The sequence below is a fragment of the Rossellomorea sp. KS-H15a genome, from assembly GCF_024195245.1.
Classification (GTDB): Bacteria; Bacillota; Bacilli; order Bacillales; family Bacillaceae_B; genus Rossellomorea; species Rossellomorea vietnamensis.
Map to the genome: position 1 here is coordinate 932,441 of NZ_CP096886.1, position 26,262 is coordinate 958,702.

At 45.2% G+C, this 26,262-nt stretch carries 25 protein-coding genes and 1 riboswitch; of the genes, 18 read left to right on the plus strand and 7 right to left on the minus strand.

The window, feature by feature from the left end; genetic code table 11:
* The first annotated feature begins 6 nt into the window (after nt 1-6).
* From M1J35_RS04705 to M1J35_RS04760, 12 genes are all read left to right on the plus strand, one after another.
* Nucleotides 7-792 (plus strand): ABC transporter ATP-binding protein, encoded by a 786-nt coding sequence (locus M1J35_RS04705; protein WP_254652864.1) that lies wholly within the window; start codon nt 7-9, stop codon nt 790-792.
* Between the two features lie 2 nt (nt 793-794).
* Nucleotides 795-2,417, plus strand: coding sequence for a hypothetical protein (locus M1J35_RS04710; RefSeq protein ID WP_254652865.1), 1,623 nt, complete (start codon nt 795-797; stop codon nt 2,415-2,417).
* A gap of 221 nt (nt 2,418-2,638) precedes the next feature.
* A complete protein-coding gene (locus M1J35_RS04715; RefSeq protein ID WP_254652866.1) occupies nt 2,639-3,454 on the plus strand; it encodes a ZIP family metal transporter in 816 nt (271 codons plus the stop codon).
* A 79-nt stretch (nt 3,455-3,533) separates the two neighbouring features.
* Nucleotides 3,534-4,103 carry a histidine phosphatase family protein gene (locus M1J35_RS04720; protein ID WP_254652867.1) on the plus strand — a complete coding sequence of 190 codons (570 nt, stop codon included), beginning with the start codon at nt 3,534-3,536 and terminating at the stop codon, nt 4,101-4,103.
* An 18-nt stretch (nt 4,104-4,121) separates the two neighbouring features.
* Nucleotides 4,122-4,448 (plus strand): thioredoxin family protein, encoded by a 327-nt coding sequence (locus M1J35_RS04725; protein WP_254652868.1) that lies wholly within the window; start codon nt 4,122-4,124, stop codon nt 4,446-4,448.
* Between the two features lie 261 nt (nt 4,449-4,709).
* A complete protein-coding gene (locus tag M1J35_RS04730; RefSeq protein WP_034760911.1) occupies nt 4,710-5,009 on the plus strand; it encodes a hypothetical protein in 300 nt (99 codons plus the stop codon).
* A gap of 68 nt (nt 5,010-5,077) precedes the next feature.
* Nucleotides 5,078-5,176, plus strand: a riboswitch (TPP riboswitch).
* Between the two features lie 70 nt (nt 5,177-5,246).
* Entirely contained in the window at nt 5,247-5,843 is a 597-nt protein-coding gene (gene thiT, locus M1J35_RS04735) for an energy-coupled thiamine transporter ThiT (protein WP_254652869.1), read from the plus strand.
* 145 nt (nt 5,844-5,988) lie between these two features.
* Nucleotides 5,989-6,630 (plus strand): DedA family protein, encoded by a 642-nt coding sequence (locus tag M1J35_RS04740; protein ID WP_254652870.1) that lies wholly within the window; start codon nt 5,989-5,991, stop codon nt 6,628-6,630.
* A 130-nt stretch (nt 6,631-6,760) separates the two neighbouring features.
* Nucleotides 6,761-7,522, plus strand: coding sequence for a threonine/serine exporter family protein (locus M1J35_RS04745; protein ID WP_034760917.1), 762 nt, complete (start codon nt 6,761-6,763; stop codon nt 7,520-7,522).
* Between the two features lie 23 nt (nt 7,523-7,545).
* The gene (locus M1J35_RS04750) at nt 7,546-8,001 is read left to right on the plus strand and encodes a threonine/serine exporter family protein (protein ID WP_034760918.1); all 456 of its coding nucleotides are present in this window, start codon (nt 7,546-7,548) and stop codon (nt 7,999-8,001) included.
* A gap of 254 nt (nt 8,002-8,255) precedes the next feature.
* Nucleotides 8,256-9,944 carry an ABC transporter ATP-binding protein gene (locus M1J35_RS04755; protein WP_254653684.1) on the plus strand — a complete coding sequence of 563 codons (1,689 nt, stop codon included), beginning with the start codon at nt 8,256-8,258 and terminating at the stop codon, nt 9,942-9,944.
* Nucleotides 9,937-11,718, plus strand: a complete 1,782-nt coding sequence (locus M1J35_RS04760) for an ABC transporter ATP-binding protein (protein WP_254652871.1) — start codon at nt 9,937-9,939, stop codon at nt 11,716-11,718. The genes M1J35_RS04755 and M1J35_RS04760 overlap by 8 nt, the downstream gene beginning before the upstream one ends.
* Nucleotides 11,719-12,145: 427 nt before the next feature.
* On the opposite strand, the gene M1J35_RS04765 is transcribed toward M1J35_RS04760, so the two are convergent.
* Complete coding sequence (locus M1J35_RS04765) at nt 12,146-12,568, minus strand: pyridoxamine 5'-phosphate oxidase family protein (RefSeq protein WP_254652872.1); 423 nt, start codon at nt 12,566-12,568, stop codon at nt 12,146-12,148.
* A gap of 124 nt (nt 12,569-12,692) precedes the next feature.
* On the opposite strand from M1J35_RS04765, the gene M1J35_RS04770 reads away from it, so the two are divergent.
* On the plus strand, nt 12,693-13,343 hold the full coding sequence (locus M1J35_RS04770) for a uracil-DNA glycosylase (RefSeq protein WP_371928738.1): 651 nt from the start codon (nt 12,693-12,695) through the stop codon (nt 13,341-13,343).
* Nucleotides 13,344-13,372: 29 nt separating this feature from the next.
* On the opposite strand, the gene M1J35_RS04775 is transcribed toward M1J35_RS04770, so the two are convergent.
* Entirely contained in the window at nt 13,373-13,621 is a 249-nt protein-coding gene (locus tag M1J35_RS04775; RefSeq protein ID WP_254652873.1) for an alpha/beta-type small acid-soluble spore protein, read from the minus strand.
* Nucleotides 13,622-13,801: 180 nt separating this feature from the next.
* Between M1J35_RS04775 and M1J35_RS04780 the strand changes: the two genes are divergently transcribed.
* Nucleotides 13,802-15,259: an alanine/glycine:cation symporter family protein gene (locus M1J35_RS04780; protein WP_254652874.1), complete on the plus strand. Its 1,458-nt coding sequence runs from the start codon at nt 13,802-13,804 to the stop codon at nt 15,257-15,259.
* A gap of 43 nt (nt 15,260-15,302) precedes the next feature.
* On the opposite strand, the gene M1J35_RS04785 is transcribed toward M1J35_RS04780, so the two are convergent.
* Nucleotides 15,303-15,788 (minus strand): hypothetical protein, encoded by a 486-nt coding sequence (locus M1J35_RS04785; protein ID WP_224521538.1) that lies wholly within the window; start codon nt 15,786-15,788, stop codon nt 15,303-15,305.
* Nucleotides 15,789-15,974: 186 nt separating this feature from the next.
* Here M1J35_RS04785 and M1J35_RS04790 point away from each other — a divergent pair, with 186 nt between their 5' ends.
* Nucleotides 15,975-17,135, plus strand: coding sequence for an acyl-CoA dehydrogenase family protein (locus M1J35_RS04790; protein WP_254652875.1), 1,161 nt, complete (start codon nt 15,975-15,977; stop codon nt 17,133-17,135).
* A 750-nt stretch (nt 17,136-17,885) separates the two neighbouring features.
* Here M1J35_RS04790 and M1J35_RS04795 read toward each other — a convergent pair.
* The 3 genes from M1J35_RS04795 to M1J35_RS04805 all read right to left on the minus strand — a co-directional run bounded on the left by M1J35_RS04795 (nt 17,886) and on the right by M1J35_RS04805 (nt 20,497).
* A complete protein-coding gene (locus tag M1J35_RS04795) occupies nt 17,886-18,959 on the minus strand; it encodes an aromatic acid exporter family protein (RefSeq protein ID WP_061809994.1) in 1,074 nt (357 codons plus the stop codon).
* A 117-nt stretch (nt 18,960-19,076) separates the two neighbouring features.
* Entirely contained in the window at nt 19,077-19,403 is a 327-nt protein-coding gene (locus tag M1J35_RS04800) for a cyclic-phosphate processing receiver domain-containing protein (RefSeq protein ID WP_224521535.1), read from the minus strand.
* A gap of 161 nt (nt 19,404-19,564) precedes the next feature.
* The gene (locus M1J35_RS04805; RefSeq protein WP_254652876.1) at nt 19,565-20,497 is read right to left on the minus strand and encodes a glycerophosphodiester phosphodiesterase family protein; all 933 of its coding nucleotides are present in this window, start codon (nt 20,495-20,497) and stop codon (nt 19,565-19,567) included.
* Between the two features lie 224 nt (nt 20,498-20,721).
* On the opposite strand from M1J35_RS04805, the gene M1J35_RS04810 reads away from it, so the two are divergent.
* Both M1J35_RS04810 and M1J35_RS04815 read left to right on the plus strand, forming a co-directional pair.
* Nucleotides 20,722-21,771, plus strand: a complete 1,050-nt coding sequence (locus M1J35_RS04810; RefSeq protein WP_159361119.1) for an ATP synthase beta subunit C-terminal domain-containing protein — start codon at nt 20,722-20,724, stop codon at nt 21,769-21,771.
* A gap of 197 nt (nt 21,772-21,968) precedes the next feature.
* Nucleotides 21,969-23,225 (plus strand): ATP-binding protein, encoded by a 1,257-nt coding sequence (locus tag M1J35_RS04815; protein ID WP_371928740.1) that lies wholly within the window; start codon nt 21,969-21,971, stop codon nt 23,223-23,225.
* Nucleotides 23,226-23,260: 35 nt separating this feature from the next.
* Here the strand turns inward: M1J35_RS04815 and M1J35_RS04820 are convergent, their stop codons facing one another.
* The gene (locus tag M1J35_RS04820) at nt 23,261-23,860 is read right to left on the minus strand and encodes a YczE/YyaS/YitT family protein (protein ID WP_254652877.1); all 600 of its coding nucleotides are present in this window, start codon (nt 23,858-23,860) and stop codon (nt 23,261-23,263) included.
* A gap of 102 nt (nt 23,861-23,962) precedes the next feature.
* Between M1J35_RS04820 and M1J35_RS04825 the strand changes: the two genes are divergently transcribed.
* Entirely contained in the window at nt 23,963-26,233 is a 2,271-nt protein-coding gene (locus M1J35_RS04825) for a helicase C-terminal domain-containing protein (protein ID WP_254652878.1), read from the plus strand.
* The last annotated feature ends 29 nt before the right edge of the window (nt 26,234-26,262 follow it).

The following is a 26,262-nucleotide window of genomic DNA, read 5'->3' on the forward strand; positions in this document are numbered from 1 at the left end:
ATTGTTATGGACGGACGTGAACCGGTTTTGTCGATTAGGGATTTGAAGAAGAATTTTGGCAGTAAGGAAGTGTTGAAGGGTGTCCGGCTGGATGTGTATGAGGGACAGATCATCGGGTATATCGGTCCGAATGGTGCCGGGAAAAGTACGACGGTCAAGATCATCCTCGGCCTTGAAGAAGGATACTCGGGGCAGGTGACGCTCTTCGGTGAAGATATATCCGGTAGTTCCATAGAATATAAGAAACGGATCGGCTATGTGCCTGAGATGGCGGATCTTTATGATAACCTGACAGCAGAAGAGTACCTCACATTCATGGGGGAACTATATGGAATGGAACAAAAAAAGGCGGGGGAGAAAGCGGAGAGGCTCATCCGGTTGTTTGGACTTTCGGAAGTGTATGAGTCAAGGATCGCCTCTTATTCAAAAGGGATGAAGCAGAAGATTCTGATCATCTCGAGTTTATTACATAATCCCGATGTTTTATTTTTGGATGAGCCCATCAATGGACTCGATGCCAACTCGGTCATGATTTTTAAAGAGCTCCTCGCCCAGCTTGCTGCTGAAGGGAAAACTATCTTCTACTCCTCTCACATCATGGATGTGGTGGAGAAGATCAGCAACCGGATCGTTCTCCTGCATAACGGGCAAATCGTGGCGGATGGAAGTTTTGAAGAATTGAAGAATCAGAATATGGAAGGATCCCTGGAAGAAATCTTCAACCAATTAACCGGATTCAATGAGTATAAAGAAACGGCAGCGGAAATCGTTTCTGTTGTGCGAGGGGTGTAGGGATGAAGGAATTTCGTACCCTTTTGTTTCTGGATTGGTTTCAAGGATTGATTAGGAGGCTTGGATTCGATTACCGGTTGTTAAGAAGAATCCTTCAAGTCAAGCTGACAATGGATCAAAGACGTGTGCCTACGATATTCCAACAGCAAGGAAGGAAGAATGGAAAGGATGAAAATCGTTTCATTAAATCCCTCTGGGTGTATGCGCTGTTTGGATTATTCGTCATACCTTTCATTGTGATGGGAGATCAATATATTTTTCAGATGAGCATCACCTTTACCGTGCTCATTTTCATCGTCATGACGTCGATGATTTCAGATTTCTCAGTTGTCATACTGGACATCCGGGATCATACGATTCTGTTTACCAAGCCTGTTGAAAGGAAAACCATCAGCCTGGCTAAAACGCTTCACGTGTTTATTTATCTGTTTTTCCTGACAGGCTCCTTGACCGCCATTCCACTGGTCGTAGGGTTGATCAATCAGGGTCTTTCCTTCTTTATTATTTTCCTGGCAGGGATCATCCTGATGAATATCTTCATCGTTGTGTTTACGGCCATGCTCTATTATTTCATCCTCCAATATTTTGATGGGGAAAAACTGAAGGATATCATCAACTATGTGCAGATTGGATTATCCATCGGACTTGCAGTGGGATATCAGGTTGTGGCGCGTTCCTTTGAATTTGTGGATTTGACGGTTTCTTTTACACCGGATTGGTGGAATATCTTTCTGCCTCCCATTTGGTTCGGGGCTCCGTTTGAATGGTTCCTGAACGGTAATCACGAGACCATGATCCTGATTCTTTCATGTACGGCTGTGCTGGTTCCATTCCTGGCTCTTATCGTTTATGTGAAAGCATTGCCGACATTTGAAAAGAATCTTCAGAAGTTATCCTCCCATGGCGGTAAGAAGAAGAAAGCCCGTTTCCGGTTGGGGGATGGTCTTATGAAGGTATTGTCCAAGTCGAACGAAGAGCGGGCATTTTACCGGTTCGCCCATTATATGATGAAAAATGAAAGGGAATTTAAGTTGAAGGTGTATCCCGCCCTTGGGTTTGCCATCATCATGCCGTTCATTTTCATCTTCAATGGATTGATGGATGGGACAAGGGAAGACCTCCTGACTTCAAGCATGTACCTATCGATCTATTCAAGTTTCATCGTTATACCGACAGTCGTGATGATGCTAAGCTATTCAGGTAAATACAAGGGATCCTGGATATATAAAGTAGCGCCTGTCTCAGGCAGGGCGGCCATTTACAAAGGGACATTGAAGGCATTCCTTATGAAACTATTCCTTCCGCTTTATGCCAGCATAAGCATTGTCTTCATCATTCTGTTTGGGTACCGCGTGATCCCTGAAATCATCATCGTCTTTGTCAGTGCCTGTATATTCACCGTCATCTGTCTGAGCTTAATGGGGGGGACACTGCCATTTTCAGAAAGTTTCGAAGGTGTCCAACAAAGTGACAGCTGGAAGGTGCTGCCGTTCTATCTCATTGTAGGGGTGTTCTTCGGCCTCCATTACCTGGCCCTGCAGATTCCATTCGGTATCCCGGGCTATCTCATCCTTCTATTCGTCCTGAACCTTATTTTATGGAAAACAGCCATAAGGGACGAATAGGAAGCACGTTCCTGTCTTCAAGGCAGGGGCGTTTTTTGTATAGCCCTTAGGTAAGGAGGGAAAGTATAAACGATACATACACCATTTGAAGCGAATGACATATACATAGAAAAATGATGGGCTCTGGTAAATAGGTAGTATGACATTTCCTTTGACAAAGAAAGTTTCCTTGATGCAAGATGGTAGTATTCAAAATGTTTGATCGGAGGAGAGTGGTTCGTATGTTCATAGACTGGTTAAGTGGATTTAATCCCACGATGCAGGCACTGTTCGGCGGTCTGGTGACATGGGGGCTGACGGCCCTTGGAGCAGCCACGGTGTTTTTCTTTACGAAAATTGAAAAGCATACGTTGAACATGATGCTCGGGTTTGCCGCAGGAGTCATGATAGCAGCATCGTTCTGGTCACTGCTTGCGCCTTCAATTGAATTCAGTGAGCAAAACGGTCAAATCCCATGGCTTGCACCTGCCATCGGTTTTTTACTTGGTGGTGTGTTCATTAGACTTTTAGATTTTGTCGTACCGCATTTACATTTAGGCAATGAATCGGAAGATGCGGAAGGACCTCCAACTAAATTCAAGAAATCGACCTTATTATTCCTTGCGATCACCCTCCATAATATTCCGGAAGGTCTTGCCATCGGGGTTGCCTTCGGTGCTGCCTCACTTGGCCTCGGGGATGCAACGTTAGTGGGGGCCATTGGCCTTGCCATTGGAATCGGGATCCAGAATATGCCTGAAGGGGCTGCTCTTTCCATCCCGCTAAGGGGAGAGGGGATGTCCCGTTTGAAATCCTTCCATTACGGTCAGCTGTCAGCCATCGTAGAGCCGATAGCCGCTGTGATCGGTACTGCTGCAGTCTTGATGGTGCAGCCCCTCCTGCCTTATGCCCTTGCTTTCGCGGCAGGAGCGATGATATTCGTCGTCGTCGAAGAACTGATTCCTGAGTCACAATCTTCAGGGAGTACGGACTTGGCTACATTGGGACTGATGCTCGGTTTCGTCGTGATGATGATTCTGGACGTTTCCCTGGGCTGATCAAAAAGAAGGCATGCGTCCCAAGCGCATGCCTTTTCTCTTCCATAAACTAGTATAATGGGTGGGGGAGGGGATGTGTATGAAGATTGGTCTCATAAGGCACTTTAAAGTAACGAGGGGCTACCCGGCTTCATATGTAACGAGTGATGAGCTGATGAAGTGGGTGGAAGAGTATGATGCCTCGGACGTAGAAGGCAATGAAGTTGATCTTAAAGATATTGATTGGAAAGGCTGCTACTCCAGTGACTTATCTAGGGCACAAATAACGGCTGAAGCGGTTTATGAAGGAGAAATCACCTTTCTCAAGGAACTGAGGGAAATTAGATTATCTCCCATCTTCCGGTCTGACATAAAGCTGCCGCTCTTTCTTCATATGGCATCCATCAGGCTCGCCTGGTGGTTCAATCATCGTTCCCAGCCTGAAAGCAAGCGGGAAATCGAAGAGAGGATCCGTGTGGTGGTCGATAGGGTCGTCCATGAAGGGAAGGATGTGCTCATCGTAGGTCATGGCGGAATCATGATATTTATGAGGAAAGAATTACGAAAGCGGGGATTTACCGGGCCGTCGTTCAGGAGACCTTCCAACGGAAAGGTGTATGTTTATCAGGGCGGAACAAGGGAATCATTTACCCAAACAATACAAAAATAGGAGAAAGGAGGCCGTAAAATGGAAGAAGTCCATTCACTAAAAGCACTTCGTGAAAAGCTCGAAGCTGAGAAGCTGGTACTACTATACATATCAAGGCCAGGTTGTTCTGTATTTCACGCACTCCTGCCCCAGGTGGAAGAGATGTTGAAGGATTTCAAATCTGTGAGATCCATCCATGCCGATGCAGAAGAAATTCCGGAAATAGCAGGGGAATTTTCCATCTTCACCGTGCCTGTCATCATCGTATTTGTAGACGGTAAGGAGATGTTCAGAAAAGCACGCTTCGTTCCAATCGACGAACTCCACAGCCAAATTTCCCGTCTTACTGAGATGTTAGACAACTAAACAAACGTTTGATTAGTACGCGAAAACGTTTGTTGGTCTGGCCTGGAGGGGTTAAACAGTTGATTAGTAGGATAAATATCTGTGGGTATTATAAATGGTAGGTTGTATTTGGATTCTATATAAACTTTAAAAAGAGCTGCTAAAAATGGGTATTTAGACACATCCCATTAGAGTAGCTCTTTTGTCATGGTTCAGTGAATAGGTATATAATAGTGAGTATACGAGTATAGTAGTTATGAGAAATGAAAGGGGGCTTGATGAATGATCAGATTGTCCAGGACAAAGAAAGTCATGTTACTCTGTTTCGCAATCATCCTCATAATAGTAGCCAACCGGATTTCCACTGTACAACATCTGACAGCAAGGATCGCCACCAACCTGTATGTGAGCCTGAAATACCAGGACCTTGATCTTGAATACCAAAACGTCGAATTCTCACCCCAGTTCGGAGATTATTCTGTAGCGTATAAGGACAAGGATGGTAAAGTATATGGATTCATGGTCACCCCTAAGTCAATGCCCGTCATCATCCTTCATGATCCTCTGAGAGAGACACCTTAAGAAAAAGTTCCTATCATGCTTTTCAAATATGTTTCTTCATGTATAATAAACCTTAACAACTTTATAAACGGTACCACAAGGGGAGCGAAAGCTGAGAGTGAACAATCTGTTCTGACCCTCTGAACCTGTTAGTTAGGACTAGCGTAGGGATGTGGAAAATAGGCAGCATTGTGCTTATTTCGATTGTTCATTCTCCCTCCTTATGGTTTCGTTTCAGTTCATAAGGAGGATTTTTTTATGAAAAACACGCGACTTGTCGTATTGCTTGAAGCGTCATTGATGGCGGCTTTTGCGATCATCCTTGATCTGTTGCCTTCTATTAAGCTATCACCGAGTATCTCGATATCGATTGCCATGGTTCCGATCTTTCTATTATCTTATCGAAGAGGCTTGAGAGCCGGACTGATAGGGGGCTTTTTATGGGGGATCCTGCAGATTGCCCTTGGGGATGCCTGGATTGCGACCCCGGTCCAAATGGTGATTGAGTATTTCATCGCTTTTGCTTTTATCGGTTTTGCCGGGGGGTTCGCCGGGAAAATTCAGGGTGCACTGGGAGGCGGTCACCGGTCCAAAGCAGTCTTCTGGGTAGTGATGGCAACATTCGCAGGAAGCCTTGCCCGTTATTTCTGGCATTTCATTGCCGGATTCGTGTTTTTTGCCGAGTATGCACCGGATGAGATGTCTCCATTGCTATTTTCTCTTATAGTAAACGGGATCACGATGTTGGGATCGGCAGTATTATGCTCCGTTGTGATGGTGATCATCGCCAATATCGCACCAAGATTGATCAAAGTGCAGTCGCATCCACAGGAAATCAGCCGAAAGGCATCCTAAAGAAACGAAAGACCGGCCAGTCTCAGGGCCGGTCTTTCGTTCTGTCAATACATCTCAAGACTTAGCGTAAATTACCTCCACGGATTCTGTTGGCGTCAGAGGGTCTCTTCTATACTGAAGATACAAGCGTACAGGAGTGATTCACATGACGGAATGGATAATAAATTCAGCAGAAGAGTGGGGGATATGGGGTGTACTGTTTTCTCTATTCATTGAAGGGAGTGCCTTTCCTTTTATTGGAACGTTCTTTATCGTAACGATGGGATTCATCCTCCACCTAACGTGGATGCAAATCGTGTTCATATCTTTAGCAGGAAGTCTCCTATACACAGTGGGAAGCTATATTCCTTACTATATCAGTTTAAAACTGGGAGATAACATAGAAGGAAGGCTTAAGCCCCAGAAGCTTGAGAAACTCCGCACAGCCCAGAAAAAATTCAATCGATACGGTGTTTGGAGCGTGGCGATTGCAAGCCCCCTTCACTTAGGGAATGTCATCCCATTTCTTGCGGGGATGGTCAGAATGGATGTGAAGGCATATTCCCTCCTTACCATGCTCGGTATAGCACCATCCACTTTTCTGTTCTTGACGATCGGGAAGTTATATGACGGGGAGAAAGAAGCGATCCTTGAAGTGATTGAAGACTATCAAATGGTGGTCCTCGTGGGGTTTGTGGTGGTGACGGGTGCGTACATGATGTATAAAAGAAAGATAAAAAGGGGTTCCCTGCCAACAAACGACCCATCGGAACGAAAAGCCTTCCAAGAGAGGGAGGAAAGTAAATGATGCTTGAACCTGCCTTCCTTTCATCCCTCAAGATCAAATCTACGGAAAATCACCCCGTTCCTCATTGCTTACACCACTGCTTTCCTATAAACTAGACCTATTCAAAAAATAGTACGTGTGGAGAGATCGTATGGAAGCAAAAATGATAAGAAGATATGACATTATGGAGGTCAGCCTGCTGGCGGGGAAAATCATGCTGCAAAGTGGGGCGGAGACGTATCGCGTCGAGGACACGATGATGCGCATCGCCGCTTCTTATGGGATATCGGAATCGCATAGCTATGTGACCCCCACTGGGATCATCTTCTCGATTGAAACGTCGGAACCGACCAAAACGAAGCTCATCCGAATTAATGAGAGGTCTACGGATCTTGAGAAAGTGACCCTCGTGAACAGTATCTCAAGGCAGATCAGTAAAGGGCATCTGACACTTGAAGAAGCATACAATGCCCTTGAGAAGCTGGATCAGTCCGATCTATCTTATTCCTTCCTGATTCAAGTGGCAGCGGCTTCGATTGCAAGTGGTTGTTTTCTCATCATGTTCCAGGGGATGTGGAAGGACTTCATTCCAGCTCTGATCACGGGAGGCGTCGGGTTTACGAGCCTGATTTATTTACACCGCCTCGTCCCGATAAAGTTCTTCGCGGAATTTCTTGCATCCTTCATCATCGGCATGGTGTCATATGGGTTTGTACAGCTTGGTATCGGGCAGGAATTGGATAAGATCATCATTGGATCCGTGATGCCCCTTGTTCCCGGTCTCCTGATCACCAATGCGGTCCGGGACTTGATGGCGGGTCATCTCGTTTCAGGTCTCTCAAAGGGCGCGGAAGCTTTTTTAACGGCATTTGCCATTGGGACGGGCATTGCTGTCGTATTTACATTAACGTAAAGTGAGATTGGGGTGAAAAGGGAATGCACATCATCGAGCAATTAGTGACCAGCTTCATTTCCGCCGCTGCATTCGGGATTATCTTCAATGCTCCAAAGCAGTCCCTTTTTAAATGCGGAATTGTCGGGATGCTTGGCTGGATCATTTACATACTGATGAGTTTAAATGAAGCAGACACCGTTCTTGCTACGTTACTTGCCTCCTTTGTCGTGGCGGTGGTGAGTCAGGTGTTTGCGAAAATGTACAAAACCCCGGTCATCATTTTCTCTGTTGCCGGGATCATCCCCCTCGTACCCGGGGGGCTTGCGTACGATGCCATGAGAAATTTCGTTCAAAATGATTACAATGCCGCCATCAATCTGGCAGCCAAAGCTTTTATGATCTCCGGTTCCATTGCCATCGGGCTCATATTTTCGGAAGTCATCAATCAGGTCATCCGAAATGCGCGCCTGAACGCCAGTGCCCGGCGGATGAGATAGAGGGACGGACCTTTACTGTTATGGGTTGATAAAGAAAATGCTTTATCAGAGTTGAATAACTGCATATATTAAGAAGAGACCTCGAAATTGTCGCGGTCTCTTTTTCAATTCATGATAGGGAGCACGTCTGGTGCTTCCAACTACCACCCTGCATAAAAAAACGATATGATGATACATATAAATAATGGCAGATATTTGTTTAGAGGGGTGTTCGTTTGAAGGTCATACGTTTCTTAAAGCCTTACCGTGCTGCCATGGCCGTTGCCTGGAGTCTGATGCTGGTAGAGCTTGCAGTAGAACTACTGAATCCGCTGTTCATGGCGCGGATCATTGATGAAGGAATTCTGAACAAAGACTTGGACACCGTGTTGAAATGGGGATTCATCATGGTCGGGATGTCTCTCGTTGCCTTCTTTTCAGGTGTGACGAACTCATTTTTTGCTGCGCATACGAGTCAGGGATTCGGATATGATGTGCGGGAAAGTCTGTATAGGAAAGTCCAGTCGTTTTCGTTTGCGAGTTTTAATAAGCTTCCGGCCTCTTCTCTCATCACGAGAATGACGAATGATGTCAGGCAGCTCCAAAATACGATCTTCATGAGCCTCAGGATCATGCTAAGGGCTCCATTGCTTGTAGTGGGTTCCACCATCATGGCCCTGATCGTCAATGCCCGGCTTGCGCTTATTCTAATCGTTGTGATTCCGGTGTTATGGCTGTTCCTATTTTGGGTGTTGAAACGCGGGTGGAGTCTGTTTGAAAGAGTTCAATCAAGGCTCGATAAAGTAAACGAGGTCATGAAGGAAAACCTTTCCGGAATGAGGTTGATCAAAGCGTATACGAGGAGTAAGCATGAAGAAAGCCGTTTTCATGAAGCGAATGAAGATTTGAAGGATCGAACGGTGCGTGCCCTCAGGTTCATGGAGATCATTATGCCTCTCTTGATGCTTGTCATGAACCTTGCCCTTCTTTCCGTTCTATGGTTCGGAAGTATTGATGTGGCCTCTGGTGGTACCAGGGTTGGGGAAGTAGTGGCGATTGTCACCTATGTCACGAGAATCTCATCTGTTTTTTCCATATTCTCTTTTATCATCACCAGCTTTTCAAGAGCAAGGGCTTCTGCTGAAAGGGTCGAGGAAGTACTTGAAACGGAGATTGACTTGAAGGATGGAACGGAGGTAGACTCTCGCAACAAAGTGGTCAGAGGAGAAATATCTTTTAAAGATGTATCGTTTCAATACCCATCCACCAGGGGAAGCGTGCTTCGGGATGTTTCCTTTAAGGTGGGAGCGGGACAAACCGTTTCCATTTTAGGGGCTACGGGATCAGGTAAAAGCTCCCTGTTTCAGCTCATCCCCCGTCTGTATGATGCAACAGGGGGAACCGTTCAATTGGACGGACGGGAAATCCGGACCATCCCATTGGGGGAAATAAGAAAAAATATCGGATATGTCCCTCAGGAAGTCATCCTGTTTTCTGGATCGGTTTCAGAAAATCTCTTGTGGGGAAAGGAAGATGCCACAAGGGAAGAAATGATTCAAGCGGCAAAAGATGCCCAAATCCATGAAACCATCCTGAATCTCACGAACGGATATGATACGGTCCTCGGGCAAAAAGGGGTCAACCTTTCTGGAGGTCAGAAACAAAGGCTTTCCATTGCCAGGGCCCTTATTCGAAAACCGAAGATCCTCCTGCTGGATGACAGTACGAGTGCATTGGACTTGAAAACAGAGTCGAAGCTCCTTCAAGCATTGAAGAAATATGAGTGTACAACCATGATCATCACTCAAAAGGTCAGTACGGCGATGGAATCCGATCTTATTCTGCTGTTGGAAGATGGACGATTGATCGGGGAAGGGGCCCACCAGTCCCTGGTAGAGGATTCCGTTCTCTATCAACAGATTTACCAGTCTCAATTCGGAGAGGGGGAAATCCATCATGTCTAGGCATATACGAAAGAAATTGGGGGAAAACGACAAGGCAAAAGATGCAAAAGGGACACTTCGACGCCTGTGGAACTACCTTTCCAAAATGAAGGTCATTTTGTATCTGGTCATTTTAATGGTGTTCATCAGTTCGGCAGCGGCACTTCTCGGCCCCTTTCTTGTGGGGAAGGCGATTGATGACTATATCGTCACGAAGGAGACATCGGGGCTGGTGGGACTGATCACAGGCCTGGTTGCGGTGTACATCCTGCATTCTCTTTCCGTGTGGTTTCAAAATTATTGGATGATCGGTGTCGCTCAGGATACGGTATACAGGTTGCGGAAGGACCTCTTCCATCAATTGCATCAACTCTCCATCCCTTTCTTTGATAAACGGAAGCATGGTGAACTGATGAGCAGGGTGACCAATGATATTGACAATGTGAGTGCCACCTTGAATAGCTCATTCATTCAAATCATATCCAGTGTCCTTACATTAGTGGGGACCGTCTCGATCATGCTTTGGTTAAGCCCGCTCCTCACTCTCATTACCTTGACCATTGTCCCGCTCATGGTCTTTGGCATGAAGTGGATCACGAAACGGACAGGCCGCTTATTTAAACAATATCAGCACAATATAGGTGAAATGAACGGATATATCGAAGAAACCATCTCTGGTCACAGCATCATCAAAACGTTTTCCAGGGAAGAAACGGCCATCAAAGAATTCGGTGAAAAGAATCAGAGGCTGAAGACAGCTGCCTATTGGGCGGATACGTATTCCGGTTTCATCCCGAAACTGATGAACGTGCTGAATAATCTCAGCTTTGCCGTGATTGCCGGAGTGGGAGGGGTCTTTGCCCTGAATGGCATGATCACGATCGGTGTCATTGTCATATTTGCAGAGTATGCGAGGCAGTTCACGCGGCCGTTGAATGAGCTTGCGAATCAGTATAACACGCTCCTCTCAGCGATTGCAGGTGCCGAGCGTGTATTTCAAATTTTAGATGAAGAGGAAGAAGCGAAGGACGAAGGAGATGCCGTGGGAATCGAGTCCGTTGAAGGAAAGGTCGAGTTTCAACATGTGTCGTTCTCCTATGAAAAAGGAGATCAGACGCTTGAGGATGTATCCTTTTCCATTCGTCCCGGTGAAACCGTTGCCCTGGTCGGACCGACAGGGGCTGGTAAGACAACGATCACGAATCTACTATCCCGGTTTTATGAGCTGAATGAAGGCAGGATAGAGATCGACGGTCAAAATATTCAGGCCATTAAACGGAAAAGCTTACGTCAGCAGATGGGCTTCGTTCTTCAGGATAGCTTCCTCTTCCAGGGGACGATTGCCGACAATATCCGTTATGGCCGGCTCGATGCGAGCGATGACGAAGTAAAGGATGCCGCTAAGCTCGCCAATGCCCATACCTTCATCGAGAAGATGCCCGAGGGCTACGATACGATGCTGAGGGCGGATGGAAGCGGGATCAGTCAGGGTCAAAAACAGCTGTTGTCCATTGCGAGGGCCATCCTTTCCAATCCGTCCATCCTGATCCTGGATGAAGCAACGAGTAGTATCGACACCATTACGGAGCTGAAGATCCAGGATGCCCTCAAACGGTTGATGAACGGACGGACGAGCGTAGTGGTGGCGCATCGCCTTAACACGATCCGGCAGGCTGATCAAATCCTGGTCCTTGATGGAGGAAGAATCATTGAACAGGGCACTCATGATGAGCTTCTTAAGACGAAGGGCTTTTATCATGGGTTGTATCACAGCCAGTTGAAGGAGAGCGGTTGAGAAGGCAGAAGACAGGGAAGAATCAACGAGAACACAAAAAAACACCTCAAAAGTCAGCGCTTTTGAGGTGTTTTTCCTTATAAAGGGGCTAATCATCCCGTTAGCGATCCCTTTGCTACTGCCCTTAATCGGATAAAGGCAATTCTGTAACTTGCAACATCACAAGTAATATATTTATATCTTGAACGTTGTTTGCAGATAATAAACAGCCGCGGGCAATTCCTTGAGTCGTTTGATATACCTAAACGACGTAAGCCCTACCTCTCTTACATCCTAACGGCTCCGAAGCCGATCCAGTGTGAATAAGTTGTTAAATCAAAACAGAATAGAATTACGAATTATCTTCTCTATCGTTTCAATGTATGTTACAAGATTACAATAACTAAATATATCATTAATCTTATAACATGTCAAGGAATCATTTTATTTATAATTCAAGCGACTGCGGAGAATCTTCATCATCGTTCATCAGACGAATGGCTGTCGGCTGAATTTTCAGGACGATGTAATTGGGATCATCTGGGCCTTCAAACCATCTCTTCATATGGTCATTCCATAGTTTTTCTTTGTAACGGGCAGAATCTTCGACGGAAGCGCGTCCTTCGATTTCAACGAAAGTGTCTCCGTATCCTTCCCCTTCATAGCCGAGGAGGATGTGGACATTGGGATTATCTTCGATTTCATCGGTTTTATGCGTTTCGTTGCTCGTTGGCGTATATAAAGTGAGTTCATCATGCGAGAACGTCATATAGCGGGAATGAGGCTTATTATTCTTCACAGTCGCCAGCGTACCTACTTTGCTTTCGTCAAGAACCTTTAAGATTTGTTGTTTCAGTTCAGCTTGTGACAATCCATCCATCTCCTTTAATCTTTCTTTTATCCATACTATTCCTTTTCTGAGAGGGAATTAAACATGTGAATGTGTAGACTCCATCCACATCGGGAATAACGAAAATAATAAGAAGTGAAGGATGATGTGCGTGATACCGGAAACACTGGTGAATCTCTGTAAAGACCGGATGAAAGGGTATGACTGTGAAGGCTTTGTCCATGGAAGGGGACCGATAAACCCTACCATTATGATTGTCGGGGAGGCACCCGGGGAAACCGAAATTCATAATGGGATGCCCTTCACTGGGAGAGCAGGTAAGGTACTCGATCAGTTCTTTCATTACCTCGGATTAGAAAGGGAAGATATTTACTTCACCTCTACGGTCAGGAGCAGACCTTACAAAATTGTACAAAAGAAAAGCGTAGACAATGAAATGATCGAAAAGAAATACAACAGGGCACCGATCCTTAAGGAACAGCTGGCCCATGCACCGATATTGGATTATGAGCTCCAACATGTGAAGCCGAAGCAGCTTGTCACGTTGGGGAATATAGGGTTGCAAAGATTAGTGGGGAGGAAATATACGATTTCGGACTGTCATGGCCGGTTGATCCAGTCGAAGGTCAGGCGGTTGAAAGATCTCGATTCTAATGAATGGACCTGGAGTGATGAAACGTATTCCATCTTTCCAACTTTTCATCCAGCTTCGATTTTCTATAATCGGTCCCTGGAAGAGGCCATCTATGAGGATCTTGACCATTTGAAAGAAATACTCCATAAGAAGAAAAGCTGACATCAAGCGTATGTCAGCTTTTTGAATGATCATTTTTTTGACATATTCTCCTGGGCCATTCTGACAAGTTCTTTCACCATATTACCACCGATTGATCCTCCGACCTTGCCCGCTTGTTCAGACGTTAATTTCCCATTATAACCTCTTTGAAGAGGGATACCCTGTTCCTTTGCGATTTCATATTTGGCTTCCTTTGGATCCAGTGTACCCGACACTCTCGCTTTGAGCTCATCCATTGCGGCTCGGGATTCAGGGACGAGAAGTTTTTTTTTCGACATTTTATCACCTCTTTTATAGAATGCCCCAAAATTTTTTTGCGAGTATAAAGTCTTGGCATATAAGGGTTTTTCTACGTTTAGGAAATTTTCGTCATAAAAAAGGATTGTCTATATTGTGTCAAATAAAATATAATTCTTAATAGTTAGAAAATTTTTATAAAAATAAAAGGGGGAAATGCCGTGGAAGAATTCGTTGGCAAGCTCGTAGGGATCCTTTGGTCCCCGGTCATGATTTATTTTTGTTTAGGCGTAGGCTTACTATTTTCTATTTTAACGAAGTTTTTGCAGGTCCGGTTGATTAAAGATATGGTGGTTCAAATGTTTAAGGGTGGAAGCTCAAGTGCAGGGGTGTCTTCATTCCAGGCTTTGGCTCTTTCATTATCCGGACGTGTAGGAACGGGGAATATCGCCGGTACGGCTACTGCCATCGCCTTCGGTGGTCCGGGAGCCGTCTTCTGGATGTGGACGATTGCCTTCATCGGTGCAAGCAGTGCCTTTATTGAGTCGACATTGGCTCAAATTTATAAGGTGAAGCAGGACGGGGAATACCGCGGTGGACCAGCCTATTATATTGAGAAGGGTATTGGCTGGAAGTGGTATGCCGTATTATTCTCATTTGCGACATTACTCGCTATGAGCATTCTGATGCCGGGGATCCAGTCAAACTCGATTGCATTGGGACTGGAAAATGCATTTGGCCTTAACACGACGGTAACAGGTATCGGTCTTGTCGTGTTAATCGGTGTCATCATCTTTGGTGGAGTCAAACGTATTGCGGGAGTGGCTTCGTACGTTGTGCCATTCATGGCCATTGCGTATATTCTTCTTTCCCTTATCATCGTTGGAATGAATATTGCTGAAATACCGGCTGTTTTTGCCCTCATTTTCAAAAGTGCATTCGGTGCCGATTCTGTGTTCGGCGGTATCATCGGTATGGCTGTATCGTGGGGAGTAAAACGCGGAATCTATTCCAACGAAGCAGGTCAGGGTACAGGACCCCATGCTGCTGCGGCGGCAGAGGTTTCACATCCGGCGAAACAAGGCTTGGTTCAAGCGTTTTCGGTTTATATTGATACCCTTCTTGTTTGTACGGCAACAGCATTCATGATCCTGTTTACGGGTTCATTCAATACGGAAGGTCCTGACGGGACGATGCTTGCAAACAATCTCGATGGTATTGAAGCGGGTCCTGGCTATACACAGGCTGCCATTGAATCCGTCATTCCTGGATTCGGGGCATCATTCGTCGCGATCGCTTTATTCTTCTTTGCCTTTACGACGATCATGGCATACTATTACATGGCTGAGACGAATGTGGCTTACTTGATGAGAGGCAAGAATTCGAAGGTGGCCATGGTGATCCTGAAGGTAGTCCTTCTTGGAGCCACTTTCTACGGAGCGGTAAGAGAAGCTGCCCTTGCGTGGGCGTTGGGAGATATCGGACTTGGGCTTATGGTATGGCTGAACCTGATCGCGATCCTCATCCTTGCCAAACCGGCACTCAGAGCGCTTAAAGATTACGAAGAACAGAAGAAGCAGGGGCTTGATCCGGTCTTCAACTCGAAAAAACTCGGTATCAAAAATGCAGAGTTTTGGGAGCAGGAATACAAAGTCGAAGATAAAGAAAATGCATCATAATCTACAAAAAAAGAAACCTGTTGCCATTGTGGCAACAGGTTTTTTATTGAAGTGGGGCTTTGATTTTTGAATAAAGCTTTTCCCCGATATATTTTTGGAAAGCATACATGAGCAGTGATTTCATGAAAAACAGAAGAGATAGCTTGTATTGCTTTAAATGGGTTAATTTCCACACACCCAGTTTTTTGAAAAGGGAATAAAAAGGGTACGTGAAAAATGTATCAACAAGAAGGTTGACGAATACATAAAGGTATATGTTTTGATAAGTGAACTTAAGGATCCACACCGATCCTGTCAGGAAAACCCCGATGACAAATGGCATAACGCCGTTTACTCTCGGGAAAAGCCTTGTTGAGATGGTCCACCAATGGATTCTCTCTGCCAGCACATTTTCAGAATACACAAGAAGTGACATGAACATGGAGGCGGGTAAATATCGTTTTAAGGTTTCTTTTCCTGCCAATAAGAGGAATACCCACGATATGAGCATCAGAATCAATATGTACCATTTATTGCGTTTGTCGCTCAAGGTCATCTCCTCCTTAGTGTGTGTGATGTTATTTATAGAATGTTCATTGCAAAAACAATTATTCGATTTAAGGAGAAAATGTAACCCGATCAGATTAGTAAGCTTTATCTTTGAGTCGGGCAGCGAAATTGATTATGATAAACGGAGAAGAGAAGCGTCATTTTATCATTGGGAGGTGCTGTTTCATTGGATGTATATCAATCGTTTATACAGAATGAACGCCAAAGGAAATTGGTTGACTTAGCCGGGGAACTTGCCGATACTTTTTCAGAACGAGGGGAGAAGTACGATAGAGAGGATGCGTTCCCTTATGAAAATTTCGGCGACCTCAAAAAAAGTGGATACGGGAGTCTGTCTCTTCCGAAAGAATATGGGGGAGAAGAGATCAATTTATATGAGCTTGTGATGATCCAGGAGAGACTGGCAACAGGGGATGCCGCCACGGCATTGTCCATTGGCTGGCACTTGGGGGGATTGATGGAGCTTACAGAGACCCGTGCCTGGGAGGAAGCGATCTTCAAGGATCTGTGTGAGAAGATTGTTTCAAACAAAGCTCTCGTGAACCGTGCGGCCACAGAACCGGCAACGGGCAGTCCGACACGTGGGGGACTTCCTCAGACCAAGGCGATCAAAACCGAAAAGGGCTGGAGAATAACAGGCCGGAAATCCTTTACTTCAATGGCGAGAGTGCTGGACTATTCCTTAGTATCGGCTGTGATCGGTGATACGGAGGAGAAAGGATTCTTCCTTGTGGATCATGACTTGGAAGGCGTGAGCATCGAGGAGACGTGGGATACGATTTCCATGAAGGGGACAGGGAGCGATGACCTCGTTCTTAAGGACGTCCAGTTACCATCTTCTTCCCTCGTGGAGCGGGACAGCGACCAAGGGAAGGGTGATCTTCCTAAGGCATGGCTGCTTCATATCCCTGCCTGTTATATAGGAGTAGCGATGGCCGCACGTAATGATGCCATCCAGTTTGCCAAAGACTACTCCCCGAACAGTCTGCCCGGCCCGATCAAGGATGTTCCTGAGGTCCAGCGGAAAATCGGTGAAATTGAGCTAGAGTTGTTTAAAGCCAGGCAGATTCTGTATTCCGTGGCAGATAAGTGGGTAAGGGAGCCTGCAAAGCGGGGGGATATGGCTGCAGAACTTTCTTCTGTTAAGCACATTGTCACAAACAGCGCCTTTCATATCGTGGACATTGCCATGAGGATCGTGGGAGCAAGGAGCCTCTTCCGGACCAATTCCATGCAGCGCTATTATCGTGATGTGAGAGCAGGGCTTCATAACCCTCCAATGGATGATATGGTCATTGCAATGTTAGCGAATAATGCCCTGAAATAAGGCTTTTAGACAAATCCGTTTCATACAAAAGAAATCCGAACGTGACTCGACATTCTTTGAATATCGAATTCGTTCGGATTTTTTCGTTTTTGTAAAAAGCTCTTTTCGTAAAGATGGTTGTTTTCTAACATAGGAACTACTGAGGCTCTGTCTATGTGTGTATGGATAGATGGTGAGGGGAACGGCTTCGCTTTCCGGCGGACGAACGGCCAAGCCTCCTCGCATTCGCTGCGGGGTCTTGTCTCGTCCGTTTTTCCGCAGGAGTCTACGCCGTTCCCCTCCCCATCTAAATGAGATAGCGTGACAGAGCTTACCAGTGAAAAAACGAATGAAACAGCATTTTACTATTCAAGCTGAAATCGACCATTCCACACACTGAAAATGATGTTTTCTAGAGGTGTACAGAAGTAAATTAATCCTCGATACCAATAAAGTTGATTGTAGCGGAAGGTGCTCGACTCCGACGGGAATAGCGGGAAAGCCTGTAAAGCGAAGGTGGCTTGCTCAGCCCCGACAAGCATAAGATGAATGGGCTAAGAAGGCGTTCTTTTGCCTTCTTGGACCATTTAGCTTATGACCTCGAGGGGCTAGCCACCGTAGCTGGATCTTGAGACCCCGCAGGGCAAAGCCCGAGGAGGCTCAACTCACGCCCCGCGGAAAGCGAGCACCTGCAGCGGAAATCAACCACTACTCGCTACCTTACATAGCAACAAGGTTTACGAAAAGAGCTTTGTAAGAAGATATGAATCATCATTCAGGGTACAGTGCTTTTTCCAATACGTTACGATGCTGTGCCTCAAGGAGATGAATCTCACTCAGCTCTTCAATAAGGTCATGAATGGATAACAGTTCATAAAGCATGATGGTTTCGCAGGAGAAGTGATGCTTCATGGATTGAAATGGTTTCATATGAAGCCCCTCCTGATCCTCCCAGAATTCCTCCAATAAATTCTTCATAAGGGTGAAATGCTGATCGGGAATATCAAAGGAAGGGTGGTGCATAATTCCTTTTAAACTTAATGTTGCATCCATGATCCGTTCCTTTTCTTCTTCACTGAAAGAGTAGTGGACGGGTAGATAGATGATGTTACCGATATGAAATAGGATCTGTCTCAAGATGTTCAGCTTCTTATATTCATAATGGAAGCAGCGCATTTCCTGACGGTTGGAGCGGTGGAGCTTCCATTCTTCTTTCTGGTATTCGCAAAGAGTATCCGTCACATCAATCTCCCTTAAAATATCATTGAATATCAATTTCGTCTCTCTGTGCAGAGAATGATTCTGGAGGACCTCAGAGCCCCTTCTTTCCAGCAGGTTTCCCGTTTTGAAATAGAGATTATGAATATTGGTTGAGATTGTGTTGCTGTACTTGGGTGGAAGGATCCACAGATTGACCAAAGTCGATACAATCAGCCCGATTGTAGTCGTTCCAAGGCGGATGAAAAACGTTGCTACGTAGTGATCATGGATCGTGGGAATCATAGCGATTCCCGTTAATGTAGCGACCAGGATACCCGCACCCAGATGAAGCTTATGGCAGGTAATGATCGTCAGGAGCGCGACCAGGGCATAGGTAAGGGCGTGGGCCCCTAACGTATGAGTGATGATCACGGCAAATAAAGCACCGATAGCCGATGCCGGAAAGCGGACGTACGCTTTTTTGATAGAATTGGCAGCCGTCGGTTCAATGGTGACGATGGCGGTTATGACGGCAAAGGTCGCCGGCCAGTTCAACAGTTCACATACGAGGGCGGTAAGGAAAACGGCAAGTCCCGTTTTAGCAATCCTTCCCCCGACAAATTGAAATTTTTTCAGAAAACCCATAATGTAACCCTCTTTAAATAAAATTCTCTATTCTCCATTATAAAGTAAGAAAAAACCAAATTAAATAAATTGACAAAAAAAGAACTGTTCAGGGAACAGTTCTTTATATATGATAACTCATCTTAGAGGCAATGGCCGTAATAGAATTTGGATGGACTGAGGCATCTTCCGGTCGTTCTGTGCCTCTTTTAAATACTTGAACATTCTCTTGCCCGCGCCAGAGTTTGCGGAATGAATCGTGATTCTTTCTGCAAATAACTGTTTTTCCACCATGTAGTGGACGAGCATTAAACCATTACGTGTCTTACTCTCTAAGTCGTGATCCAGTGAAAGATGAGCGATAGAATAATTAAGAAGCAGGTCAATACATTCATCGATATCCTTCGCGAGAATGTACCCTTGTGGACAGTGTCGATAGTCGTCTAAAAACACATTTACTGTCATATTTATTCTTCTTTCGTCATTTGACTTAATTTAAGCCTAACAGAGATTGACAAACACTTATATAGGTCAATAGTATGAACATTACCATTATATTTGTAATTTTTTTGTAGGTTTTTGGTGAGGAATCTTTATATCATACCCTTTTCTCAGAGAAGAAAGTATTATCTCTCCTCCAGTAGGTTCAATAATAAATCAGGTCGATCTGTAATGATGCCGTCTGCACCGAGGTTTATGAGTCTTTCCATCGTTTCCCGGTCGTTGACGGTCCAGTAATGTACCTGAAGGCCGATGCGATGTGCGCCTGAGATCAGAATCGGTTGTGTAAGGTCCAGATTTCCTTCTTGAAGGGGAAGTTGAAAAGCGTCGACACTCGTTTTATAAAGATTTCGCATGAACAGTTTGTGCAGGATGACGAATTTCTTGGCTTCTTGTTTGCCACCTTGTGTGGCGACCCTTCCATTGGAGTAGGCTTCGACTAGATTGATGATGTCCTGGTCGAATGAGGCGATGAGGACTTTATCCTCCATATCGTATTCTTCAATCAGTTTTATTAACTTCTGTACCATTTCCTCTATCCGTTCTTCCGGGTTGTCATCTTTTACCTCAATATTGACCCTCATATCGGGAAAACGCTGAAAGACTTCCTCTAGGGTAGGGACATATACATGTTTACCCCTGAATGAGTAATCCCCCTTCAGATCTTGGAAATAGTATGCCGCATCAAGCCGTTGGAGCTCTTTCAATGTGTAGTCCTTTACATATCCACGTCCGTCCGTTGTCGCATCAACTGTGGGATCATGAATCGTTACCAATTGGCCGTCTTTGGTAATATGTATATCCGTTTCGATGACATCGGCTCCAAGATCCACGGCATTTTGGAACGCTTCAATGGTATTCCCTGGTGCAAGATGTTTTCCCCCCTGATGGGCAATGACAAGGGGACGCTCATTTTCCTTTTGCAAGAAAGGGGGTGGTGTGGCCTTTTCAACAGGCAGCCAGTACACGATGATGGAAAACAGGACAAAGAAAGCGACCATCATCTCGATGACGATGCGCTGGATTTTGGGCGTTTCGGGTAATTTCGTATTTTTCATCTGCTTTCATCCTTTTAAATAAAGAATCTTATTTTTCATTATAAGTAGGACCTTGTTTATTTAGGACAATAATATAAGAGAAATTAAGATTAATATAAAAGAGGAATGAGAAATGATGATTAGTTTTTACTTTTAAAAGTAAAAAAATTACGCTTTGAGTTAAAAAGTTATTGCTTTTAAAGGTAAAATAGATTACCTTATAAAGTAAGGAGGGGATATTTACCATGAAAGAACATTTAAGGTTAAATGTTTCATTGCTGCGTAAGCGTGTACCGAATCTCACATCTGCGGCCAAAACGGTGGGATTAAGGCCTGCCACTGTGTCAAATTTATGTACAGGAAAAATATCGGTTGGACGCGCCGAGGTGAAAACGATCGTGACCCTTGCAAACCTGGCAAATTGCACGTTGGATGAATTAATTATTCAAGGAGGGAAAGTTAGTATGATCGAAACGGGGATTAAACCGCTTGATTTATTTGCACCCATTGTTCAGGGGGGGACCAACGGATTCGTTGCGAGATCCCAGGTCGGCCAATTTGTTGTTTTGGCTGAAATGACACAAGTGTTGAAGGAGAAGGGTTACCATGCCATTTTATTAACTCCGGATCAAACCTATCCCGGTTTAAGTGACCTTGAAGGATTCGTCGATGCGAAATGCCACACGATCGGGGATGCCTTTGCGGAGGTTTCGTTGGTGGGGGATAAGGAAAGTATCCTCTTGTATGTTGATCGTTCGTTTATCGTCTCAGGGGAGCTGTATGAATTGAGAGAGAGATTTGAAGCAGAGGGCTATCCGGACATCACAACCATTTTATTTGATCCAAGCGGAGAAGCGGTCGATGAAGATGACCCGTTTGGTCCACTTGATACCTTGTGTTATTTCGACATAGATCTCGCTACCCGTGGGATGTACCCGGCCATCCATCCCGTTCAGTCGACATCCATCCTGCTCGAAGACGAAGCTTTGGATGCAAGCCACGCTGCGACCCATAAGAAGGCAAAGAAAGTATTAAGGCGATATAAAGAAATCCGCGTCTTGATGAATACGATCGGGAAGGAAAAAATCCCGGAATCAGATCTTGAGCTGTTCGAAATAGGGGAGAGACTCGAAGCTTACTTGAGTCAGCCTTTTTATGTAGCGGAGGAATTCACCAAGGTGAAAGGACAAAGTGTACAGATACAGCAAACCATCGGGGATATACAGAAGATACTTCAAGGCCATTACAACCACCTCGAACCCAAAGACCTCACCTATAAAGGACAATTGAATTAACCCTCTTATGAGGGACGGACCCCGGGCAGGATTGCCGGGGTCCGTCCCTATGACTTTTTTTGTAATTTTATGTCTATGGAGAAAGGATTTATCTAAATTTTGTCGTATGTGTAAAGTAATACTTTTTTCTGGGAGACATTTCGATGCTGATTGAGAAATTATTATTACATGTACTGATTATATTGGCTCCTGTTCTCATTCAAACCTCTCTCCTGGAAAATCACAGGCTAGGGAAATCCCCTGTTTTCATTGGTGTATTACATGGGATTGCCGCTTTCATGTGTTTGATTTTCGCCTATGAAAGCTTCGGATTGTATTGGGATTTCAGGTATATCCCATTGGTTCTTTCCATGTTGTACGGAGGTAGGAAAGCCGGGGTCATTGTCTTTCTGTTTATCTTGGCGGCACGTATCATCCATGGAGGTGATGCGATTGTCTTCGGATTCATCAGTGCGTTTCTGGCCGGGATCCTGCCATTTTTGATTTCCAATCGTTTTTGGACATTCCCTCCACGAAAGCGAGTGACATTTGCGGTGTTACTGGGTTTTTGGCCGGCTCTGGTCATGCTCGGCATCCTGCTTTCCTTTGCCTTCATTTCCGGTGTCCCTGTTTCGGGTAACCGGGAGATGGGAATCTATGTCCTTATATTCGGCGGGATCCAGGTGCTGGGAGTGGGACTCGCAGCTCAATTGAGTGAATGGATGATTGAAAAGAAGGTAATGCGGGAAGAAATCATGAAGTCGGAGAAACTCAATACTCTTGGTGAACTCGCAGCTTCCATCGCTCATGAAGTGCGCAATCCCCTGACGGTTGTGAAAGGGTTCCTTCAATTAATGAAAAAACAGGTCAAAGGTGATCACGAAGAATATTTGAAGATCGTACTAAGTGAATTGGGAAGGGCAGAGGACATTATCAATGATTATTTGAACTTTGCCAAGCCGGAGCTTGAAAAGGTCGAGAAGATCAATGTCAAAGAAGTCCTTTCAGATGTCACCGTCCTCCTCAATGCCTACGCATTGAAGGAAGGGGTATATCTTGAGGCAGACTTGAGGGAAGATGGTTATTTATTATCAGACAGGAATAAATTGAAACAAGCATTCGTCAATATCATCAAGAACGCCATTGAGGCAACTCCTCCACAAGGCAGTGTCACCATTCACCTCGAAGTCACACATACACAGGTGATCATCACCGTCACGGATACAGGGAAAGGCATGACGAAAGAACAGATTGCACGAATCGGGACCCTCTTTTTCACGACAAAGGATCAGGGGACCGGGCTCGGTACATCCGTGTCCATGCGGATCATCGCTGCCATGGGTGGGCTTGTCCATTATTCAAGCATTGTGAATAAAGGGACGGTGGCAACGATCAGCCTGCCGTTAAATCAGGAAAAACTGGCAAAGTTTGATGCGAAACCTGCCAATACGTATGTGAATAATCAAAACGCTTAGGGAAGAGCTAAGTGTTTTTTGTTTGCTTAAAAAAATCAACTCCATTTCCCGTACATACGTTCCATGATAGGATAGAAGATATGAATGATAAATCCTAACGTGCAGGCGACAACAACCGTTCCAATGCCGACAGCCCCATGGAAGACCATGGCGAGGGTGATGGCAATCGCTTCATTTAACAACCGGGAATTGCGCAGGTTCAATCCGAACCGTCGGTGGATCGCCACCATGAAGGTATCCATGGGACTGGATGGGAGCTTTGCTTGAAGATAGATGGAGATTCCGATCCCGAGAAGCAGGATGCCGATCAGGACAAGAGATAGTTGCTGCCCGAATCCAACGGGTTCAACTGTTTTAAGGCCGGTCGTGATCCAGTAATCAACCATCATCCCGATCACAAAGATGGAGAGGGCTGCCAACCACTGGATCCCTTCTTTTAACAGGAGTGCGTTAATGAGGATGAGAATGCATCCATTCATGAAGATGCATGTCCCGATAGAAAGGTGAAGCAGTGTGGATTCCCCGACGGCAAGTGCATCCCAGGGAGCTGCTCCCAAATCCCCTTTGATAATAAGTGAAACCCCTAATGATAGAGACAGTAACCCAATGCAATAAAAGACGAATCTTGCCTTCATTCTCCCGAATCCTCCGTTCCACACAGCTTGTCTAATATATATGTATATCTGAAATCAGTTAGAATCATCATTTTCCTTTTGAAAACAGGAGGTGAAACATCCGTGAAAAAAACCATGAAAGTATCCATCAGGGAGTTAGTTGAGTTTGTTTATAAGGAAGGGAGCATCGACCTGAGATTCCAGTCCCGTTCTTCTATGATCATCGGTACAAGACTCCATCAGAAATGGCAGAAACAATATAAAGAAGGCGATGAGAAAGAAGTCTTTCTGAAAGGGGAGAAGGAAGCCGGTGGTCTCGTCTATCACCTTGAGGGCCGTTGTGACGGCATCCACTATGACGACGGAGAAGTGACTGTGGAGGAAATCAAATCGACGGCAAAAAGTCTGGACTTGATCGAAGAAGGGAGCCGTGTTCACTGGGCTCAGGGTGAATGCTATGCTTACCTGCTGGCAAAGGAAAAGGAACTCTCCCATGTGAGTGTTCAATTAACCTATATCGAAGTTGAAACAGAAAGAACGAAATCCTTCATGCATACTTATTCCATTGAAGAGCTTGAACGCATCGTGAAGGAAACACTGATCGCATATACACCGTTTGCCACTGTGATACTGACAAATGAAGAAAGTAAATTGAAAAGTATCCCGGGTCTGACATTCCCCTATCCTTCTTATCGAAAGGGACAGAAAAAACTCGCAGGTGCAGTATATAAAACAGTAACCGAATCGAAATCCCTTTATGCCAATGCTCCAACAGGAACAGGGAAAACCATTTCCACCCTGTTCCCTGCCATAAAAGCGATGGCAGAAGGAAACAGCAAATGGTATTATGTGACGGCCAAAACGATCACCCGTACAGTGGCAGAAGAGGCGCTTCTCCTTTTGGAAAATAAAGGTCTGGCACACAGGACGGTTACGATTACGGCGAAAGACAAGATCTGCTTTAAAGAAGAAACGATATGTCAGAAAGAGTATTGTGAATTTGCAAACGGCTATTATGACCGCATTAACGGAGCGCTGATTGATATTTTGACACAGGAAACCATCATCACGCGTCCGATCATCGAATCGTATGCGAGCAAGCATAGGGTGTGTCCTTTTGAATATTCCATCGATCTTTCCTACCTGGTTGACGGAGTCATCTGTGATTATAACTATATCTTCGATCCGAGGGTATCCCTGAAAAGAATGAGTGATGAAAGTAAGAAAAAGACGAATCTCCTTATTGACGAGGCCCATAATCTTGTAGGCAGGGGACGAGAAATGTATTCTGCCGCCCTGACAAAATCTGCTTTCTTACAAATCAAAAAGCGACATCCTGACCATGAGGGATTGAAGCAGGCAATCACTGCTGTAAATAAGCAATTTCTGCGATTGAAAAAAGAAGAAGATGCTGACACCCGGCTGGAATTGGACGGTTCATTCCTCGAGACGATTGCAGGCTTTATTGAAATAGCGGAAAAGTGCCTGGGGGAAACGGGCAGGGAGTGGTCGGAGGAATTTATGCAGCTATATTTCGATAGCATCAGTTTTGTAAGGATTTCAAATCTCTACTCCGAAGAACATCGCTTTGTCATTGGTCGCAGCTCCCAAGATGTAGAGGTGAAACTTTATTGCATCGATCCATCGAAGCTTATTAAGCAGGTTACACGTCCTTATCAATCATCGGTATTCTTCTCTGCCACACTCCTTCCGTTTTCGTATTATTTTCAGCAGCTGGGCGGGAGTGAAGAAGATTATCGATTTCTGATTCCTTCCCCATTCCAGCACAACCAGTGGCATGTTGGGATCCACCCGATTTCCACCCGATTCAGGGACAGGGAACGGACCCTTCCCATCATTATTCGTTCCATAGAGGAAACGTTCAATGGGTACAAAGGAAATTATCTCATCTTCTTTTCTTCTTACTCTTATATGCAGAAAGCGTATGACAGGATGAATAAAGAATCAATGGACGCGGTGGTCCTTATTCAGGAGCCGAATATGAGCGAGAGAGAAAGAGAAGAATTCCTCCGGGAGTTCCGGAGTGATAGAGAACAACCCGTTATCGGTCTGGCGGTCCTCGGAGGGATCTTCTCAGAAGGGATCGATTTGAAAGGAGACAGGTTAAAGGGTGTGATCGTGGTAGGCGTGGGGCTGCCTCAGCCTACTGATGAACAGGAAATCATCAAGGACTATTTTAATGACATGGGAATGAATGGGTATGACTATGCATACGTGTATCCCGGATTGAATAAAGTATTTCAATCAGGAGGCAGGCTTATCCGTTCGGAAGAGGATAAGGGAGTCCTGAAGCTGATCGATGATCGGTATTTGACCCCGAAATACCAGGCTTTATTGCTGGATGAATGGAAGAAGCTTCGTATTATAACGTAAAAAAAGACCGCTGAAAACAGCGGTCTTTT